14 protein-coding genes and 4 pseudogenes are annotated in these 18,785 nt (G+C 47.6%); 10 read left to right on the top strand and 8 right to left on the bottom strand.

The window, feature by feature from the left end; all coding sequences use genetic code 11:
- Positions 1 to 133: 133 nt before the first annotated feature.
- From AC2A06_RS12190 to AC2A06_RS12170, 5 genes and pseudogenes are all read right to left on the bottom strand, one after another.
- A complete protein-coding gene (locus tag AC2A06_RS12190) occupies positions 134 to 382 on the bottom strand; it encodes a hypothetical protein (RefSeq protein WP_484380446.1) in 249 nt (82 codons plus the stop codon).
- 91 nt (positions 383 to 473) lie between these two features.
- Positions 474 to 881 (bottom strand): VOC family protein, encoded by a 408-nt coding sequence (locus tag AC2A06_RS12185; protein WP_023491700.1) that lies wholly within the window; start codon positions 879 to 881, stop codon positions 474 to 476.
- A 234-nt stretch (positions 882 to 1,115) separates the two neighbouring features.
- Positions 1,116 to 4,229: a sialate O-acetylesterase gene (locus AC2A06_RS12180; protein WP_484380445.1), complete on the bottom strand. Its 3,114-nt coding sequence runs from the start codon at positions 4,227 to 4,229 to the stop codon at positions 1,116 to 1,118.
- Positions 4,230 to 4,610: 381 nt separating this feature from the next.
- On the bottom strand, positions 4,611 to 5,543 hold the full coding sequence (gene ttcA, locus AC2A06_RS12175) for a tRNA 2-thiocytidine(32) synthetase TtcA (protein ID WP_484380444.1): 933 nt from the start codon (positions 5,541 to 5,543) through the stop codon (positions 4,611 to 4,613).
- A gap of 47 nt (positions 5,544 to 5,590) precedes the next feature.
- Positions 5,591 to 6,313: pseudogene (locus AC2A06_RS12170) on the bottom strand (site-specific integrase); the annotation flags it as partial.
- A gap of 431 nt (positions 6,314 to 6,744) precedes the next feature.
- Here AC2A06_RS12170 and AC2A06_RS12165 point away from each other — a divergent pair.
- The 4 genes and pseudogenes from AC2A06_RS12165 to AC2A06_RS12150 all read left to right on the top strand — a co-directional run.
- Positions 6,745 to 7,162: pseudogene (locus AC2A06_RS12165) on the top strand (NlpC/P60 family protein); the annotation flags it as partial.
- Positions 7,163 to 7,199: 37 nt separating this feature from the next.
- Positions 7,200 to 7,607: a hypothetical protein gene (locus AC2A06_RS12160; RefSeq protein WP_484380443.1), complete on the top strand. Its 408-nt coding sequence runs from the start codon at positions 7,200 to 7,202 to the stop codon at positions 7,605 to 7,607.
- 53 nt (positions 7,608 to 7,660) lie between these two features.
- Positions 7,661 to 8,086: pseudogene (locus tag AC2A06_RS12155) on the top strand (tail assembly protein); the annotation flags it as partial.
- 458 nt (positions 8,087 to 8,544) lie between these two features.
- A complete protein-coding gene (locus AC2A06_RS12150) occupies positions 8,545 to 8,712 on the top strand; it encodes a YnfU family zinc-binding protein (RefSeq protein WP_484380442.1) in 168 nt (55 codons plus the stop codon).
- Positions 8,713 to 8,786: 74 nt separating this feature from the next.
- Here AC2A06_RS12150 and AC2A06_RS12145 read toward each other — a convergent pair whose 3' ends face one another.
- Both AC2A06_RS12145 and AC2A06_RS12140 read right to left on the bottom strand, forming a co-directional pair.
- Complete coding sequence (locus tag AC2A06_RS12145) at positions 8,787 to 9,386, bottom strand: nitroreductase family protein (protein WP_023490894.1); 600 nt, start codon at positions 9,384 to 9,386, stop codon at positions 8,787 to 8,789.
- Positions 9,387 to 9,645: 259 nt separating this feature from the next.
- Positions 9,646 to 9,919 (bottom strand): annotated as a pseudogene (locus AC2A06_RS12140) (thiamine pyrophosphate-dependent enzyme); the annotation flags it as partial.
- A 198-nt stretch (positions 9,920 to 10,117) separates the two neighbouring features.
- On the opposite strand from AC2A06_RS12140, the gene AC2A06_RS12135 reads away from it, so the two are divergent.
- Both AC2A06_RS12135 and AC2A06_RS12130 read left to right on the top strand, forming a co-directional pair.
- Positions 10,118 to 10,450, top strand: a complete 333-nt coding sequence (locus AC2A06_RS12135) for a DMT family transporter (protein WP_023490893.1) — start codon at positions 10,118 to 10,120, stop codon at positions 10,448 to 10,450.
- A gap of 199 nt (positions 10,451 to 10,649) precedes the next feature.
- Positions 10,650 to 10,904, top strand: a complete 255-nt coding sequence (locus AC2A06_RS12130; RefSeq protein WP_484380441.1) for a putative hemolysin — start codon at positions 10,650 to 10,652, stop codon at positions 10,902 to 10,904.
- 153 nt (positions 10,905 to 11,057) lie between these two features.
- Here AC2A06_RS12130 and AC2A06_RS12125 read toward each other — a convergent pair whose 3' ends face one another.
- Complete coding sequence (locus AC2A06_RS12125) at positions 11,058 to 11,486, bottom strand: hypothetical protein (RefSeq protein ID WP_484380440.1); 429 nt, start codon at positions 11,484 to 11,486, stop codon at positions 11,058 to 11,060.
- Between the two features lie 105 nt (positions 11,487 to 11,591).
- Here AC2A06_RS12125 and AC2A06_RS12120 point away from each other — a divergent pair, with 105 nt between their 5' ends.
- The 4 genes from AC2A06_RS12120 to hrpA all read left to right on the top strand — a co-directional run bounded on the left by AC2A06_RS12120 (position 11,592) and on the right by hrpA (position 18,753).
- Positions 11,592 to 14,201, top strand: coding sequence for a YdbH family protein (locus AC2A06_RS12120; protein WP_484380439.1), 2,610 nt, complete (start codon positions 11,592 to 11,594; stop codon positions 14,199 to 14,201).
- A 5-nt stretch (positions 14,202 to 14,206) separates the two neighbouring features.
- Positions 14,207 to 14,395, top strand: coding sequence for a YnbE family lipoprotein (locus AC2A06_RS12115; RefSeq protein ID WP_369794318.1), 189 nt, complete (start codon positions 14,207 to 14,209; stop codon positions 14,393 to 14,395).
- An 8-nt stretch (positions 14,396 to 14,403) separates the two neighbouring features.
- Positions 14,404 to 14,727, top strand: a complete 324-nt coding sequence (locus AC2A06_RS12110; protein WP_023490885.1) for a YdbL family probable chaperone protein — start codon at positions 14,404 to 14,406, stop codon at positions 14,725 to 14,727.
- A 138-nt stretch (positions 14,728 to 14,865) separates the two neighbouring features.
- Complete coding sequence (gene hrpA / locus AC2A06_RS12105) at positions 14,866 to 18,753, top strand: ATP-dependent RNA helicase HrpA (protein ID WP_484380438.1); 3,888 nt, start codon at positions 14,866 to 14,868, stop codon at positions 18,751 to 18,753.
- Positions 18,754 to 18,785 lie beyond the last annotated feature (32 nt).

Genomic DNA, 18,785 nt, shown 5'->3' with positions numbered 1-18,785 from the left:
CCAGATTTTTGCCAACAACATAAATTCACTGGTCATCTGTTATCGATAGGAAGAACAAATTTCCCATAACCAAAGAGAATGTTTTACTCGGGTTAGCCAAAGTCACTACGACAGTATGGGTATGTTTGCCCAATCACATGTGGCCCTGATGGGCAGTTGCTTGTGGTTGAAGCGTTACGGTGAGCGGGTTATAAGCAAAATTCTTACGGAAAAGATCATTTAAATTGAGCAGCATCAACATATTTTTATTATAAATGCGGCATGCTTTTAAGCGCAGGTGAATGCAACGTCGAGCGATGGGCGTTGCGCTCCATAATTGTTTTATTTTAGAATTATGCACATAGCAGATTTGATTCAATAATGCCGGTTTAATCACCGGCATTTTTTTATCGATATTTCTTTGAGTGGTGCAGAGCTAGCCAACGTTTTATCAGTATTACTGTGGCAAGACAGGGTGGCTGACTGGCCAAGCACTAGCAGCAGCCGGCGACACTTTCGTTCCAGAAACTGGCTTCTATTTTGTGGCCATCCAAGTCACGAACAAAACAGCCATAATAAGCATCACCATATTCCGGGCGAAGGCCTGGTGCGCCTTCATCTTGTGCCCCTGCGGCCAACGCCTGCTGATAAAATGCATCAACTTGTTGTTTACTGGTGGCAAAAAAACCAACATGAACGCCATTGGCGGTGCCAGCAGGTTTACCATCTATAGGGATTTGCAGCCAGAACTCTGGGTACTCATGGCCATAGCCAATGGCACCGGGGAAATCATGCACTCTCCGGCAACCTAGCGCACTGAGTACCTGATCATAAAATTGTGCGGCAAGATCAAATTTATTGGTTCCTAACGAGACATGTGAAACGCAAGGGGTAATATCCATCAGTCATCTCCTATTTACTGTATAAAAAAACAGTAATACATAGAATTCATGATGTCAGGTAGCTAATGCGTTAAGTGTGATCAGGTTCACAACCAAAATAGGGTAGACAATCGTAAAGGCGTTAAATCGATGGGCTTGCCCTGTTCATCTTCGTCAGAAGTATTTCAATCAAAGATGGAAAAACTAATGACAACAATGGGATAGTCCCTTGTTGTCATTAGATAAATGAAAGGATCAGAAAATAAACAGGTTTTCTTCAATATTAACGATTGCAACTCCGCGCAGGGTAATCTGGCTGTCAAAATAAGACACTATCGTGTCGTTATTCACCGCCTTGAAGTGCAGATCGTCAAAGCTCAAAGCTGAGTTGCTGAACAATATCTTGTCATCTTTAACATTGAAGTCCGCAATAATGTCCTTACCCGCACCGTCGCTGAAAATAAACAGATCGTTGCCCGTGTAGCCGTATAAGGTATCATCACCAAAGCCACCGATAATGGTATCTTCACCCTGTGTGCCATGGACCGTATCGTTACCTGCTCCAGCGTCAATATAATTCACTTTATCTTTGTCATTATTACGGTCGAGATCAAAGGCAAAAATCATGTCATTGCCACCACCAGACTCAATGATGTTATTCCCACCGTAAGCATAAATAATGTCATTCCCGTTCCCGGTCACGATATAGTCATCTGTTCTACTGGTGTGGATCACATTATTGCCATCACCCGTCTGGATCATGGTTTCGTTGCCACTACCGGCGAGGCGACTTACAGCAGTATCAATGTAATTATTACCGTTACCCGTGGTAATGCTGTCATTACCGCCGTAGGTGTAGACCGTTTTCTGGCCATCGCCCAGAATCACTGTATCATTACTATAGGAAGTATGAATTACGTCGCGGCCACCATCGCTGATCACGGTTTTACTGTGACCGATGTCGTCATTGCGGTTACTGGCATTGGCATGGATATTATCGTTCCCGCTGCCTGTCTTGATATAATCATCACCGCCGTAACTGAAAATGGTGTTGCTACCATCCCCGGAATCAATCAGATCATTGCTGGCCCCAGTGTGGATCACATCGTTACCACTGCCGGTGATAACCTTAACGGTATTGCCGCTGCCTTCATTGCGGTTTCTGGCCGTATCAATATAGTTATTACCGTTACCCGTAGTAATGGTGTCATTACCGCCGTAGGTACGGATAATTTTATTACCGTTGCCTACCATAATTTTGTCATTGCCGTAGGATGTATCAATTATATCTCTGCCATTACCGCTGATGATGGTCTTAGTGACATTGATATCATCATTGCGGTCTGTGGCGTAAGCCCTAATCGTATTATTGCCGTTACCAACCTTGATACTGTCTGTTCCGCCATAGGTGTAAATATGTTTATTGCCATCACCACCTACGATGGTATCGTCGCTGTCCGAGGTTTCGATATAGTCATTGCCTGCACCGCTGTTGATCTGCTTGGTGAAGCCTTTGTCCAGTTGAAGGTTATTGGAAGCAGCAAAGATATAGTCATTGCCATCCCCAGCAATGATTTCATCATTACCACCGTAACTGCGTACGGTATTATTGCCTTCACCCAGGTCGATAAAGTCATCCCCTTTGGCGCCATAGACCGTATCAGAGCCCTCGCCAGCATAGATAATATGACGCGCCTCAGCATCCTCGGTATTGCCGTTTTTGGCCGCATAGATAATGTCATGGCCTGCACCGGCAAATATAATTTCGCTACCGTTATTGCCATAAATAACGTCATTACCTTCATAACCGTAGATAATGTCATTCTGGTCACTGCCAGTCAGGACGTTATTGTTTTGATTACCATAAATAGTGGTATATTGATCGGCAGGGCCTTGGCCGTAAATCACCAGCTGCAGTTGGGCATGATTGGTCAACGCAGTTTCATCGCTGATCTGATAGTCGATGGCAATCCGCACTGATTCACCAAAGGCCAGATCGGCATAGGCACCTTGATGCTCAAAGATGTATTTCCCATTGGCGGAAATCTGGATGCGCCCCCCTTGTTCCAGGTTAATCCATTCGCCAACGGCGTCCATGCGGTTGCCAACGGCTGAAACATGAATAGCCTGCGGGTTATAGTCACTATCATTGAGTAGAACATTACCAGTGTCTTCCGTGAGGCCTGCGATCACGGTGACACGATCGTCATTGGCTTCAGGGGCTACAGGCCGCAGCCACAGAGGGATATAGCCGGTAATATCCTCCTGTGATACGGGACTACCCATTAGATCTTTCAATAAGTTGACGGCAAACTGATACCCCATGTAGGAATATCCTTCCGCATCAAAGTGTACCAGTCCGTTAGACGACTTCTGGAAGTGTTGCATACTGAAAAACTCAATACGATCAGACGCATTAGCAGCCTGTTGCAACTCGGCTTCTATTTGTGGTCCTCCTAGGTAAGGAGAAGTTCCACTTGCTATCAATTTGAGGTCTTCCATGGCAAATTCGGTTTGCATACGGGCAAGCAAGGTGAGCAGCTTCTGATCATAGTCACTGTGTCGGCCGTAATCATGTTCCCCCTGAGTCCAACCAACGCCACCGATAAATGGCGCATATCCCTGATCGGCAATCGCCTGTGATGACTTGAGTGTGTTGGTAAAAATGTGGGTAAGCATATCGCCGTTCAGCCAACGAACGATAGACGTACCGCCGGATGTGACCTTGGTGAGATAGACCTCTGAGCCTAATGCCTGTGTCAGGTTAACACCAAGAGACAACTCAGAACCCGCCCAACTCTTGGCTGGGGCGGCACCAAATTCCAGTGGATTAGTATTTTTATTCGGCGTCAAGCTTTCAAACTGGTTACCGGTCCAGATTTTAACCTGCTCCTGTACGCTACGGAGTTCAGGATCAAAATCAGCCACATCTTCCCAACCCGCCATGTTCGACTGGCCAGACAACACGAAGTTATAGCGTGTTTCTGCAATAATCCCCGCATTGTTTACCCCACCGCTGGCTGTTACGCCTACCACGGCAGGACCTTCGGTATGCATATTGGTGCCAACGACGGCGTTATATTTTGATATGCCGTTTAACAGGGCACCACCTGATCCAGGGGCGGTATAATTCTCAGTGGTGACACCATCGGCGTGATACACCACTGCGCTGGCTCCTTCACCTAGGATATACTGGTTTTTAAACAGCGCCACGCCAGATGTTTGAATTGCCCCAGCGGAATTCAATAGGACAATAATGCTATTTTCGCCCCCAGCATAAACAGCAGTAGCCAAATCCATGGGGCTATTCTCGGTTCCCAGCGCATTTTTAGTGCCATTGGCACTTACATAGATAACATTTAACGACATAATTCCCTCTACGTTACAACCAACACCATCATGGTGCCGACCTTATTAATCAGTTTGAAACAGCGACAATAAAAACAGGCTAAAAAGTATACGGAAAGGTGAGCGTTTTTTCAACGTTTTTTCGAAGAAAATTCTTAGTCAGGGCGTAATTAACGATAGCCCGTCTGCGCAGATGCCTCAGACGGGTTCCGAACGTGCCTGTTGATAAACCCTCGGCTTACCAGCGCAGAGCGTAAGTCACGGTTACACATTAGCATTGCTGGAAAGCAGCATTTTTACGCGGAACACGCAAGGTAGAAGCAGGGTGTGTTAGTCGCGGGAGGCCGATCACTGCCTTCCTACCGCGATCCAATAATCCGCCTGCAGACGGGCGGAAGTGTGCTATTTAATTTCCAATACGTTCAGGCGTTCAAGGGTTGGCGAGTCCTCATCTTCAGGCTGCCAGCCCATCGGTTGTAGGGGCAACTCTTCACGATCAAAAGCCAGATCCCCTCCATTGATAACTTCACTGCCGTGGTGAATATTTTTAAAATCGAACAGTTCGGTATCACAAAGATGGGAAGGCACCACATTTCGCATGGCACTGAACATGGTTTCGATGCGGCCAGGATAGCGTTTATCCCAGTCACGCAGCATATCGCCAACCACCTGACGCTGCAGGTTGGGTTGTGAACCACACAAGTTGCACGGAATAATGGGGAAGTGTCTTGCCTGGGCAAAACGCTCAATGTCTTTTTCGCGACAGTAGGCTAAAGGGCGGATCACAATATGTTTACCATCATCACTCATCAACTTTGGAGGCATACCTTTCAGTTTGCCGCCGTAAAACATATTCAAGAACAGTGTCTGTAAAATGTCGTCACGGTGATGGCCGAGAGCAATTTTGGTGGCACCAAGCTCAGTGGCGGTGCGATAAAGAATGCCACGGCGTAAGCGAGAACAGAGAGAACAGGTGGTTTTACCTTCAGGGATTTTCTCTTTAACGATAGCGTAAGTATTCTCTTCAACAATCTGGTATTCAATGCCTAGGCTTGCCAGATATTCTGGCAAAATATGCTCAGGGAAACCGGGTTGTTTTTGGTCAAGGTTAACGGCGATCAGTGAAAAGTTGACCGGTGCACTTTGCTGCAGATTGCGCAGGATCTCCAGCATGGTATAGCTGTCTTTACCACCTGACAGGCAAACCATGATGCGATCACCTTCTTCAATCATATTGAAATCCGCGATCGCTTCCCCGACGTTACGGCGCAGGCGTTTTTGCAATTTGTTCAGGTTGTACTGCTCATTAGGTTTAATTACTTGATTTTCATTCATTTGTTACTTCTCAAATCTCAAAAGGGGCAAAGTTGGGGCAAAACGTATTACTGAGCAAGCTTGGCGTTGAGCATGTTCACCTGTTCATTATTCAGTTCTTCGAACCATGTTCCGTAAATCTCGTACACCATCTGCGCGTTATCATGCCCCATCTGATTAGCGATAAAAGAGGGGTTTGCACCGGCCGACAATAACCAGCATGCGAAAGTATGTCGTGTATGGTACGGATTACGCCGCCGAATACCAGCGTGTTTTACAGCGGCATTCCATCTGGCACCAATCGATGATAATGAGTAATACGGTTTTTGTTCCCCTTTAGCTTGCCACGGCATAAACACAAAATGGAGTTTCTATTTTTCCGTATGCCCATACTCCCGGTGGTGATAAGTGATTTCAGTCTTTGGGTAAAGCGCCGTCAGTTCCCTTTGAGCCTTTAGCGCATCGAGTGCTGGAGTCAGCATTGAAATTGTTCTAAACCCTGCTTTAGTCTTAGGAGGGCCGAAAGTACCTAACGCAGTTAGGTTCCTGCGTACATTCACCGTTCCTGCCTCCAAGTCGATATCCTTCCACGCAAGCGCGGCTAATTCTCCGTGTCTCATCCCTGAGAAAATGGCAAATTGCCAAAGATTCTTTGACTGCCCGGATAAACTCAAAATGAGCTGATCGAATTCGTGTCGTAACAAAGGATCTGGCTTTGTTCTGCTTTTCTGTAATTTTTTCACCCCTTCGAATGGCTTTGTTGAGATAAAGCCGGAACGATACGCAAAGCGGTAACGTGTACGCAATTTATGCGCTAATGTGATAAGAGTCGTTACTCAGTCACTATCTTCTCGTATCAAAGAGGCCTCACTTCGGTGGGGCTTTTTTGTATCCGCACCGCGCCGGTGCTTAAACCAAACCAAGAGCCTGTTCAGAAATGAACCTTTGAGGATGCCAGTAGTAGTAGGCGTACCTTCTTGGGCTGGTTTCCTGGGCGACAAGGGTTCATTTCTGAAAGGAAATACGCATGAAGCAAGTACCAGTGATCCCCAAATTCGATTTTAAGCAGATGGTAATGACTGTTAATGGACCGGTTATTCAAACAGTCTGAAAGTTCGAATAGAAGCCCGCCGATGAGCGGGTTTTTTTATGCTCTAAATCGGCCTTGGTACACCCAAGGTATTTTTTATCTACCGCCCGGCGTTCGCTGAGCGAAGCGAACGTTCACGGCTTCTGGGATTGTTACGCCATCATCCGCGATTGGTACCAGCTTGAGCGAGACGTAACGTTGCCAAACTTCGAGCGGGCAGACGGGTGGTGGAACCGGGGTGAAAACCTCTACATGCAGCACTATGCCGAAGCCGGTTTTGTACCGACTGCTGATGATCTGCAGATTGGTGATGTAATCATTATGCAGATACGAGCGGATGAGCCGAACCATGCCGGTGTTTACATCGGTGTTTACATCAGTGATGGAATGATGATCCACCATATGTACGGCCAGCTTAGCCAGCGCGTGCCGTAGGCAATACCGGACAATTATCAAACTTCGATATAATCGGCCCGTATCGGGTGCGGATACCGCTGTTATAGACGTGTCCAGCACCCCATCGAATAGTGTTTCTGTCGTCAAGCGGTGATATTATGTAGCAGATTATGACCAATAGGGATAGGGATGTGAAAAAAATACTTTTGGCTCTGACTGCTCTGACTTTGGCTGGTTGTGCTCGTCCATATGGACCAGCGGAAGAGATTCTAAATAAAGAAATAGTCATACCCAAAAATGGTACGCAACAAACAAAAGTTACCGTGACAAGAAATAAACAATTTATTGGCGCGGGGAGCGGGGGAGTGTGTAAATTCCTTATTGCTATCGATGATGAAAATGTTGCCGTTTTGAAACAAAACCAGTTTGTTACGGCTTATCTTGCTAATGGTCCTCATAAGCTTCGTGTCAGTAATGAATGTAATGTATTAACTATGGGAATGAGAAAGACCCTTGATTTAGTAGCTGACGGAACACCTCAGGAATATATAAGCGAGGTGGGTTTATGGGGGCAATACAGAATGTGGCGAGTTAAATAAATATAACCACTCAACTATAGGTCACTTAGGTGGCCTTTTTTATTGGAGAAAATATGAATTCCACCACACATGAGTATCGGATGGTCAGACTCTACGGTGTCCTCGGCGCAACATTTGGACGTGTTCATAAGTTGGTGGTATCTACACCGAAGGAAGCCATCAAGGCGCTATCTGTCACTATCCCAGGGTTTGAAAAATTCCTACAGACCGCCAAAGATCGTGGCCTGACCTTTGCTGTTTTCAACGGTAAGCGCAATATTGATCGTGACGAACTTGAGTTCTTAGGCAGTGACGATATCAGAATCGCATCTATCATCATCGGCATTAAAAAGGGAGGGGTGTTTCAAACAATCCTCGGTGCGGTACTTGTAGCGGTTGGTGCGGTCATGACGATTATGTCTGGTGGAACAGCGACGCCATTCACTATGGGGCTAATGATGTCCGGGGCATCAATGATGCTTGGTGGCGTTATCCAGATGTAATCCCCGATGCAGGGCGGGCTGGCAATGCGAGAGAGTCCTGATAACAAACCCTCGTAGACCAGCAAATAGGCGTAAAGATTTGCCATGGGAATTAGCTTAATCAAAGTAATCACGTCAGCTCCTCGCTCAAAGCTGTCTGTTAGTTTTGAGCCCGTGCTGCAAGAGATTTGCAAGTAAAAACTAGAGGCTTTAAGAGCAATAAAAAGGGGCAATGCGTATTATACCTAAGTTGCTGCAAGTTGCAGTCTCTGCCCGATGCAGATAGTAGGATGGGCGTTAAAGGGATAGGGTGTGGCTGTTAAGTCCTCTTGTTTTGATCATTCACAACCCTTATTGCGGATTGATAGCCAAAAAACGTCTTGGCAACACAAAGGGAGCAGAAAAAACAATTGAAAAGCCTAATCATCAGCATTTAAGCGTACACTGGGATCCAACGTCTCTACTGGATAAAAGATATGTCTATCTTTGATAGTTTTAAGATGTTTGGTAGCAAATCAGTAGATGTTAGATGTCCTAAATGTTCGCGCACTGCTCAACAGAGTACGCATAAATCAAGAAAAAATATGACGATGATTTGCCCCCACTGTGGCTATTACTTTCGACGTGGAGAAGAGAAGCCATAATTTAAGGCTCCGTTTGTTAAACGGAGCCAAGCTAGGTCTCCCCGCGCACTCAATCAGGGCAGGGAGCGAGTCAATTATTTGGCAACGATAAAACGCTGAGCATCATCCATAAACGCTTTGTCTCCTGCAGGCGCTTCGATGGAACCAAAGTTCATTTGTGCGCGCAGTTTCCAGCTTGTAGGTACATTCCAGGTGCTCTGAACATCGCTATCAACCAGCGGGTTATAGTGTTGCAGGTTGGCACCAATGCCTTTTTCAGCCAAAGCTAGCCATACGCCATATTGCGCAATCCCAGAACTGTGCTCTGACCAAACAGGGAAGTTATCGGCATAGGCTGGGAACTGCTGTTGAAGACCTTGGATGACATCCTGATCTTCAAAAAACAGCACCGAGCCAGCAGCGTTACGGAAGCCAGCAATTTTATCAGCGGTGGGCTGAAAGTTTGCGGCAGGCACAATTTTGCGCAGTTGCTCCAGGGTAAGATCCCAGAATTTTTCGTGCTTATCACCCAGCAGAATCAATGCTCGGGAGCTTTGTGAGTTAAAAGCTGAAGGTGCCTGACGGATGGCTTCCTGTATGGTATCAATGACGTTTTGCTCGGAAACGGGTAAGTTTTTCCCAAGGGCATAAATAGTTCTGCGTTTTTGTGCAAGAGCAATAAAGTTATCTGACATGAAAGACTCCTGAAGCAATGTGATTTATCTTTGCGCCATGATCACTGGCATTTGCTCAGTGATGTTGTTGGTCATATTGGCGTATCAAGGTGCGATAAATAATGGAACAATCATAAATCAATTGAAATCAAAATAAACTGCAAGAATGGTTCAATAAAATAGAATAAAAATGGACGCGAATAGGTTGCGCTAGAAGAGCTTACGTCGAGGTCTGTTAACCCGCCAGTAGACTAAGAAAAGGGTGCTTTTCTTGCAACTATTGTTCGGCAATCTTGTACAGTACAGCTGCGACTTGCGGTTGTTGCGTACTCAGGCGGGGAAAATGCGGTTCGTTGTTCAAAATATTAGCTAGCTCCCCATTGGGTGGCAGAGAGTCTAGCATCAATGCCGCCATGCCGCCATGCCGTCATGGGAATGCGGGGATCGAAGTGGTACAGTGGCCAAAATCCGCTTGCAGTGAACTGCTTCATCTGTTCATGGCTAAATGCCAAGTCGTCACCGTGCACTTCACAAGGGCTATACGCGATATTTAACCTGTTTGTGTGGCGGAGATAACGGGCTCATTCATAAAGTGATGGTGACAATAGGGGCACTGCGATACCCTATTGTCTGGGTTTAATATTAAATTAATCGTTACGTATCATCCTGCCTATCTTAACGCCAGAGAGGCGGGAATCTGTGCCAGACGCGACTATTGGCAAGGCGACCAAGACAGAAAGAAGAACAGAATTATGACTGGTTTGATGTATTTAATTATGGCGATTATCGCTGAAGTGATTGCGACGACAATGTTGAAAGCAGCGGACGGGTTTACCCGCTTATGGCCTTCGTTAATTGTTATCGTGGGCTATGTTATCGCATTCTGGGGACTGTCAATGGTCGTGAAAACCATGCCATTAGGCATAGTTTATGCCATCTGGTCCGGAATGGGGATTGTGCTGGTTTCTATTGCGGCAATATTTATTTACCAGCAAAAATTGGACTTACCCGCAGTCATTGGGATTGGGTTGATTCTTGCCGGGGTATTGGTGATTAATTTATTGTCAAAGGCATCAGCTCATTAATTAGGGGTTATTTATTACCTGATGGATAGGCCGATTCTAATATGCCCAAAGATTATGGCTAAAAAACATACGCGCCGGACAGAATGCTGAGTATAATAAAGGGGCTATGAGAGGTTCAGCGTAATAGCTCTCTCGCAGTTATTAACGTAAGTTATCAACATCAGTTATCAGTATCGTTACAGTCTTATGGGGAGATATCATGTTTAAAGCAAAATGGTGGCTTGCCGGTGCCGTACTCTCTTTGGCTGCTTGCAGTAGCAACCAGGAAGAGCCTGCACAGCTTGCCACAAACGCCAATATTGGCGTGATTCCGACCAGCACTAATTGTGCCAATGTTGGCGGGGTGACCACCATGACCCACACACTTAATGGTGACGCGATCAGGATGTGCCAATTGCCAAATGGTAAACAGTGTGAAGACTCAGCGCTCAGCATGACTGCTTGTGCCAAATAGTTCACTTAGCTGACAACCGGAGTTGGATTGGTGAGATAAATTGGCCAGAATAATCGCCCTGGCTCCGGTGATCTTTCAGTATAAGCCGCCAAGAGAAAACCACGGTATCACCGCCAATGGCTTGGGGCTTAGTGTTACAAGGGTTAAGTGCGGTTATTGAGTTGATTGAGTTGCCTGACGATAAAGTTGGCGAATATAAGCGCCCACAATTGCCCCAGTCAATGCCCCTAAAATCACTCCGAAAAAGGCAAATTGCATACCCCCCACCAGCCCGCCGAAAAGAACACTGGCTGCTATGGCTAACAGATGATTTTTAATATAAGGATTGATGATAAATTCTAATATCACAGAGTAAACAATGGATTGAAGCCCAACCGAATAATAAGCAAACAATGGGAACATCAGCATCCCTTTGGCAAAGATTGCCAGTTCACCAGTGACGAACACCCCCAAGATGGACATCAACATGCTGCCTACCAAGGCAGGTAACAAAGCGGCAAGCACCACGCGTTTAACCTGTGCTTTGATGCGTTCGTTCTTATTAACCATGTGAGTGTTCCTTACTTCGGTCATCTCTTTCATCCTTGTACACCGCGTTAGCCATTTCTTCACCTGGCAGGGGATTCATGCCATCATTAGCGCCATGTAGATGTAGATGATGTTTATCAAGGTTAAAGTCAGTATTTGATGACAAAAAAATTTAAAATAGCCATCGGGATATTAGCAGGAATCGTGCTACTGGTGGTGACATTATGGCAAACCTTACCGAGCTGGTTGCCCCGAGTGGTAGCGCCTTGGTTGCCCCAAGGTAGCCAACTGGTGTTACAAGGGCCTTTACGTTGGCAGCATGGGGCGTTGCATCTTGCTAATGTCCGTTTTAATGCCCAGGATTGTAGCCTGGTCACAGTCAACGCGCTCAGTTTGTCTTATCAACGCGGTAAGTGGCAACTAAGCAGCGACCAACTCAATGTGGATACAGCCTGTTTTTCGAAACTCCCCGTAGAGACAGACAGCCCTCCGCTGGCGCTAGATCGCCTACAAAACCAATTGCCAGCATTTAATCTCAGCATCAATCTATTGACACTCACACCCTGGCAAACCTATGCCGGTAAAGTACAACTCGCTTCATCGGCCAAACGCTTCTCTCTGGATTATCAGGGGGATAATCTTACTGTTAAAGCGGAACTGGATGAACATCAGCAGTTAACGCTCAACCAATTCATTATCCAGCCATTCGCTGGGGGGGAGCCGTTACAACTGACTGGGGAAATGACTCTGCCCATCGCGCTGGATAGTTTGCCGCCGCAGGGCTCTCTGCAAGGCGAAATACAGACCACCTACTTTGAAAAACCGTTGTTGTTGGATTTACACTGGCAACAGCAGCAGGGCCTGTTGACGTTAACCGAACAGGGGAGTCCACGCCCCTTGGCAAGCCTGCCCTGGCAAGTAACCCCTCAGCAGATTCGCATTGAGCAAGGTGAATGGCATTGGCATTATATTGATCAACCCCTTAGTGGTGGCCTGAGTGTGGCATTAGATGATTGGCGCAAAGGGCTGGCTGACACTCAAATTACTGCTCGCCTCAATGTCATCACTACTGGCCATAATGGTAAAGGTAATGCGGTACTCACCTTAGGCCCAGGTAAGGTAGATTTAATCAACAGCAATCTCAATTTCCAGCTTACAGGTCAGGCTAATCTGGCTGATTTTTCTGCTAGTGCTTCCATTCCGGGCATGATTAATGGCTCGATTCTTAACCCCTCGTTGACGTTACTCCCTGGCTCGCTGTTACGTGCGTGGGGGGAGCCGGCGGATGGCATCCGGTTGGAAGAGGCTCGTCTGCCACTTGCTGGGGTAACGGTGACGGCAGCGGGAATTACTGGCCGTTTACAGGCGATTATTGCTGTCAGCGATAATTACTGGGGGCAATCCAATGTGCATCTGGATGGTCAGGCAAAAGATTTCTGGCCCGATAATGGCAACTGGCGATGGCGCTACTGGGGGAATGGCAAACTGCCACCGTTGCAGGCCACCTGGGATATCGCAGGCAGTGGACGCTGGCAGGATACACGCATTACCTTAGAGAGTTTGTCTACCGGGTTTAATCAGCTTAAATATGGCGAGGTGACTATAGCCGCACCACGTTTGACGCTTGAGCAGCCGATCATCTGGCAGCGTACGGCCGTTGCGCCACAATTTGCCGGCAGCCTTAAACTGGTTACCGATAAAGTGAGCTTCAGTAAAGGTAGCTATCTGCCACCTACGGTGCTGGACCTGCAACTGAATGGCAAGGAGCCTGATAATTTCCAATGGCAGGGGCGTTTGTTGGCGGAGCAGATTGGTCCGATAAGCCTGCGAGGCCGCTGGGATGGTGAGCGCCTAAGGGGGGAGGGGTGGTGGCCTAAACAATCGTTAACGGTATTTCAGCCGTTATTGCCAGCGGATTTGAATATCAAACTGCGGCAAGGGGAGTTTTATGCCCAGTCAGCGTTTTCCGCAGCGCGCGGACAAGGTTTTACGGCTGGCGGCCATTGGGTGGTCCGTAATGGTGGCATGTGGCTGAGTGATGGGGAAATGAGTGGTTTGGACTTTGTGTTACCTTACCGGCTAAAAAACCATTTATGGCAATTAGGCGGCAAACGGCCAGTGATGCTGCGCATCAAGTCACTCAATAACCTGTTTGCCATACAGAATATTACCGCTGACTTACAAGGGAATTACCCTTATAGCGAGGCCAATCCCCTGACATTAAGTAACGTCAGCCTGGAAATGCTTAATGGGCATATCAGCCTCTCAGCCTTGCGTATGCCGCAGCATGAAGCGGCGGTACTTAAACTCGATAAAATCGACCTCAGCGAGCTGTTTACGGCGCTTAATCCGAAACAGTTTGCCATGTCAGGTCGCATTGACGGTGAATTACCCCTTTTCCTCAACCATCCTCAATGGTTGGTAAAGCAGGGTTGGATAGCCAATGCGGGGGTGCTGACGCTACGGTTAGATAAGGAGATGGCAGATGCTATCGGTAGTAATAATCTGGCGACAGGCGCCGCTATTGACTGGTTACGTTATGTCGAAATCAACCACTTAAAGGCTAAGGTTGACCTCGATAATCTGGGAGAACTGACGCTGAAAACGCGTATTGATGGGGTAAACACGCAAAAAAATGCCAAGCGTGCCATCATCTTAAACTATAGCCATCAGGAAAATGTGTTTCAGTTGTGGCGTAGTCTGCGCTTTGGTGACAATTTACAAGAGTGGCTGGAACAGGCCCTCTCTAAACCTGGGGTAACACAATGAATATCATGGCCAGGCCATCACTGGTAGTTGTACTGTGCGCCACTTTACTGAGTGCTTGCGTACCGCGTATTGAGGTAGCAACACCCAAAGATCCGATTACCATCAATATGAATGTCAAAATTGAGCATGAAATCCGTATCAAAGTGGATAGCGATGTGGAAAATCTGCTGAAAACCCATAGCGGTCTCTTTTAGGAGTCAGGATGAAACGCCGATATTTATGGTGGCTAGTTGCCAGTTGGTCATTCAGCACGATGGTGCAGGCTTTGACTTTGGATGAAGCCAAGCAACAAGGACGCGTAGGAGAAACACTGAGTGGCTACATTGCGCCATTGAAGCAGGATGCTGAAACGTTGGATTTGGTGAAAAGAATTAACCAGGGGCGTTCGCAAAAATATCAGGAAGTGGCAGAAAACAATAATATCGCCCCCGATAGTGTCGCCCGCCTGGCTGGGCAGAAATTGGTGACACGCGCGCCTGCGGGTGAATATGTACGCGGCATTAATGGCCAGTGGTTGAAGAAATAAAAAGCGTTCTGCTACGTGCGCCAAGTAGTAAGTAGTAACACATTGATATAGCAATGAGTTCTGCCAGTACGGTTTTTAATCTGTTTAAACGGTATGCGGGCAGCTCAAGCAAAGAATGAATAATAAGGAATACCCAACGTGAAATCTCCGCTCGCGGGATTGTCATCTAGACTGGATGACTTAATGCTCCGTGATCATGTGCGTCTGCAACGTCGGTTGCAAGGTGCCAAAAGAGTCAAAAATTTAGAGGCTCAGCAGGCCATTGCCGCTGAGATAGACAGTGATATCACCCGAGCGTTGCAAAAAGTGCAGTCGCGGGGCGCATCATGCCCGAAAATTACCTATCCAGAAAATCTGCCGGTCAGCCAGAAAAAACAAGAGATCCTCAATGCTATCCGTGATCACCAAGTGGTGATTGTAGCGGGTGAAACCGGGTCGGGCAAAACGACGCAGTTACCTAAAATCTGTCTTGAGCTGGGGCGGGGAATTAAAGGCTTAATCGGCCATACTCAGCCACGTCGTTTGGCTGCACGCACCGTTGCCAACCGCATTGCTGATGAATTGGCAACCCCACTTGGCGGCAGCGTGGGCTACAAGGTACGCTTCAATGATCAGGTGGGGGAAAATACCTTGGTCAAGCTGATGACTGACGGTATTTTGCTGGCTGAGATCCAGCAAGACCGACAGTTGTTGCAGTATGACACCCTGATTATCGATGAAGCGCACGAACGTAGTCTCAACATTGATTTTATCTTGGGCTATCTGCGGGAGTTACTGCCTAAACGCCCCGACCTGAAAGTGATCATTACCTCGGCGACCATTGATCCTCAGCGGTTTTCACGTCATTTTAATCATGCGCCGATTATTGAGGTTTCTGGGCGTACTTATCCGGTTGATGTTCGTTATCGTCCAGTGGTCGATGATGCGGATGACAATGAGCGCGATCAGCTACAGGCAATTTTTGATGCGGTCGACGAGCTAGGGCGAGAAGGGCCTGGCGATGTTCTGATCTTTATGAGCGGTGAACGTGAAATTCGTGATACTGCCGATGCGCTGAATAAACTAAATTTACCGCATACGGAAGTGTTGCCACTCTATGCCCGCTTGTCCAACAGTGAGCAGAACCGGGTTTTTCAAAGTCACTCAGGCCGCCGTATTGTGTTAGCGACCAACGTAGCCGAAACCTCACTCACTGTACCGGGCATTAAATACGTTATTGACCCCGGAACAGCGCGTATCAGTCGTTATAGTTTCCGCACCAAGGTACAACGTCTGCCCATCGAGCCTATCTCACAGGCTTCCGCCAACCAGCGTAAAGGCCGTTGCGGCCGTGTGTCGCAAGGTATTTGCATCCGCTTGTATTCGGAACAGGATTTCTTGTCGCGCCCAGAATTCACCGATCCGGAAATTTTACGTACCAACCTGGCTTCAGTTATTTTGCAGATGACCTCGTTGGGGCTGGGGGATATTGCCGCCTTCCCGTTTGTTGAGGCACCCGATAAGCGTAATATTCAGGACGGTGTGCGGCTTTTGGAAGAGTTGGGGGCGATTAAAACCGCTGATAATGGCCACTACCAATTGACTCCTCAAGGCCGTCAATTAGCCCAGTTACCCATTGACCCGCGATTGGCGCGGATGGTATTGGAAGCGCAGAAAAGTGGCAGTGTGCGTGAGATGATGATCATCACCTCGGCGCTATCGATTCAGGATCCGCGAGAGCGGCCTCTGGAGAAACAGCAGGCAGCGGATGAGAAACACCGCCGTTTTGCTGATAAAGACTCTGATTTTATGGCGTTTGTCTCCCTGTGGGATTACCTGCAACAGCAGCAGAAGGAGAACTCGTCCAGCCAGTTCCGTCGTTTATGCCGTAGCGATTTCCTCAACTATCTGCGTGTGCGTGAATGGCAGGATATCTACACCCAATTGCGTCAGGTAGTGAAAGAACTAGGCCTGCCAGTGAACAGTGTGCCTTCTGACTATCGCAGTATTCATACCTCGCTACTGAGTGGTTTACTTTCGCATATAGGGCAGAAAGATAGCGATAAACAAGAGTATAGCGGTGCACGCAATGCGCGTTTCTCTATTTATCCGGGCTCAGGCTTGTTCAAGAAACCGCCAAAGTGGGGGATGGTCGCCGAATTGGTGGAAACCAGTCGCTTGTGGGGGCGAATTGCCGCGCGTATCGAGCCTGAATGGATAGAACCGCTGGCTCAACACCTGGTTAAGCACCATTACAGTGAACCTCACTGGTCTAAATCCCAAGGTGCGGTAATGGCCAGTGAAAAGGTGACCTTGTTTGGCTTGGCGATTGTTGCCGCTCGCCAGGTCAATTACAGCACTATTGACCCATTACTGTGCCGTGAGTTGTTTATCCGCCATGCCTTAGTCGAAGGGGATTGGCAGACCAGACATACGTTTTTTGCTGCTAACTTAAAGTTACGTGCAGAAGTAGAAGAGTTGGAGCATAAATCGCGCCGCCGCGATATTTTGGTGGATGATGAAGCCTTGTTCAGCTTCTACGATCAGCGTATTCCGAATGAAATTGTCTCTGGCCGCCATTTTGACCGTTGGTGGAAAACAACCGTTAAGCAACAACCTGATCTGCTCAATTTTGAAAAAGAGATGTTGATTAAAGAGGGGGCCAACCGGGTTAGCGCGTTGGATTATCCTAATTATTGGCATCAAGGTAACCTGAAATTGCGGCTGACCTATCAGTTTGAGCCAGGGACTGATGCGGATGGTGTCACGGTTCATATTCCCTTACCGATTCTTAACCAAGTGGCAGAAGAGGGCTTTGATTGGCAGATCCCCGGTATACGCCGTGAGTTGGTGATTGCGCTGATCAAATCACTCCCCAAGCCAATACGCCGCAATTTTGTGCCTGCGCCAAACTATGCCGAAGCCTTTATTGGCCGCGTAACATCACAAGAACTGCCGTTATTGGACTCATTGGAGCGAGAGTTACGGCGCATGACCGGCGTGACGGTGTCACGAGAGGCGTGGCAATGGGATTCGGTTCCCGATCATCTAAAAATGACCTTCCGCGTGGTGGGTGAAAAGCAGAAAACCCTACGTGAAGGTAGAGACCTGGCGCTCTTAAAGCAGCAGTTGAAAGCAAACGTGCAGCAAACATTATCATCGGTGGCGGACGACGGCTTGGAGCAAAGCAACCTGCATATCTGGAGCTTTGGTAAACTGCCGGAATTTTACGAGCAGAAACGCGGAGGCTATTCCGTTAAGGCCTATCCGGCGTTGGTAGATGAAAAAGAGAGTGTCGCTATCCGCTTGTTTGAGAGTGAGCAGGAACAGCAGCAAGCAATGTGGCAAGGAACGCGCCGTCTACTGTTGCTGAATATCCCATCGCCAATCAAGTATTTACATGAAAAATTGCCGAATAAAGCCAAACTGGGGCTCTATTTTAATCCTTATGGCAAGGTGCTGGAATTAATCGATGACTGTATTGCCTGCGGTATCGATAAACTGATGGCCGAGCATGGTGGGTTGGTTTGGCAAGAGCAGAGCTTTGCCCGGTTACAGGAATCAGTGCGTGCCGAGCTAAATGAAACGGTGGTAGATATTGCCAAGCAGGTTGAACAGATTTTAACGACGGTATTCAACATCAATAAACGTCTGAAAGGGCGTGTTGATATCGCGTTGGCACTGGCGTTATCAGACATCAAAGCTCAACTTTCAGGCCTGGTTTACCGTGGCTTTGTCACCAATAACGGTTGGAGCCGACTGCCGGATACCTTGCGTTATCTGCAGGGGATTGAACGCCGCTTAGATAAGCTGTCGATCGACCCACACCGTGATCGGGCACAAATGCTGCGGGTAGAGCGGGTACAGCTTGCTTGGCAACAGTGGTTGAATAAATTGCCAGCCAAACGTCAACAGGATGAAGAGATGAAAGCGGTGCGCTGGATGATCGAGGAGTTACGCGTCAGCCTGTTTGCCCAACAGTTGGGGACGCCTTATCCGATTTCTGATAAACGCATCATGCAGGCTATCGATCAACTTTCACTATAAAATATCGACCTGCGCAGGGGGCTCCCGCTGTT

The organism is Serratia sp. HNCC26DJ244 (genome assembly GCF_057180565.1).
Note: the sequence above shows the minus strand (reverse complement) of the source record. Positions and strands in the feature narration are given on the sequence as shown.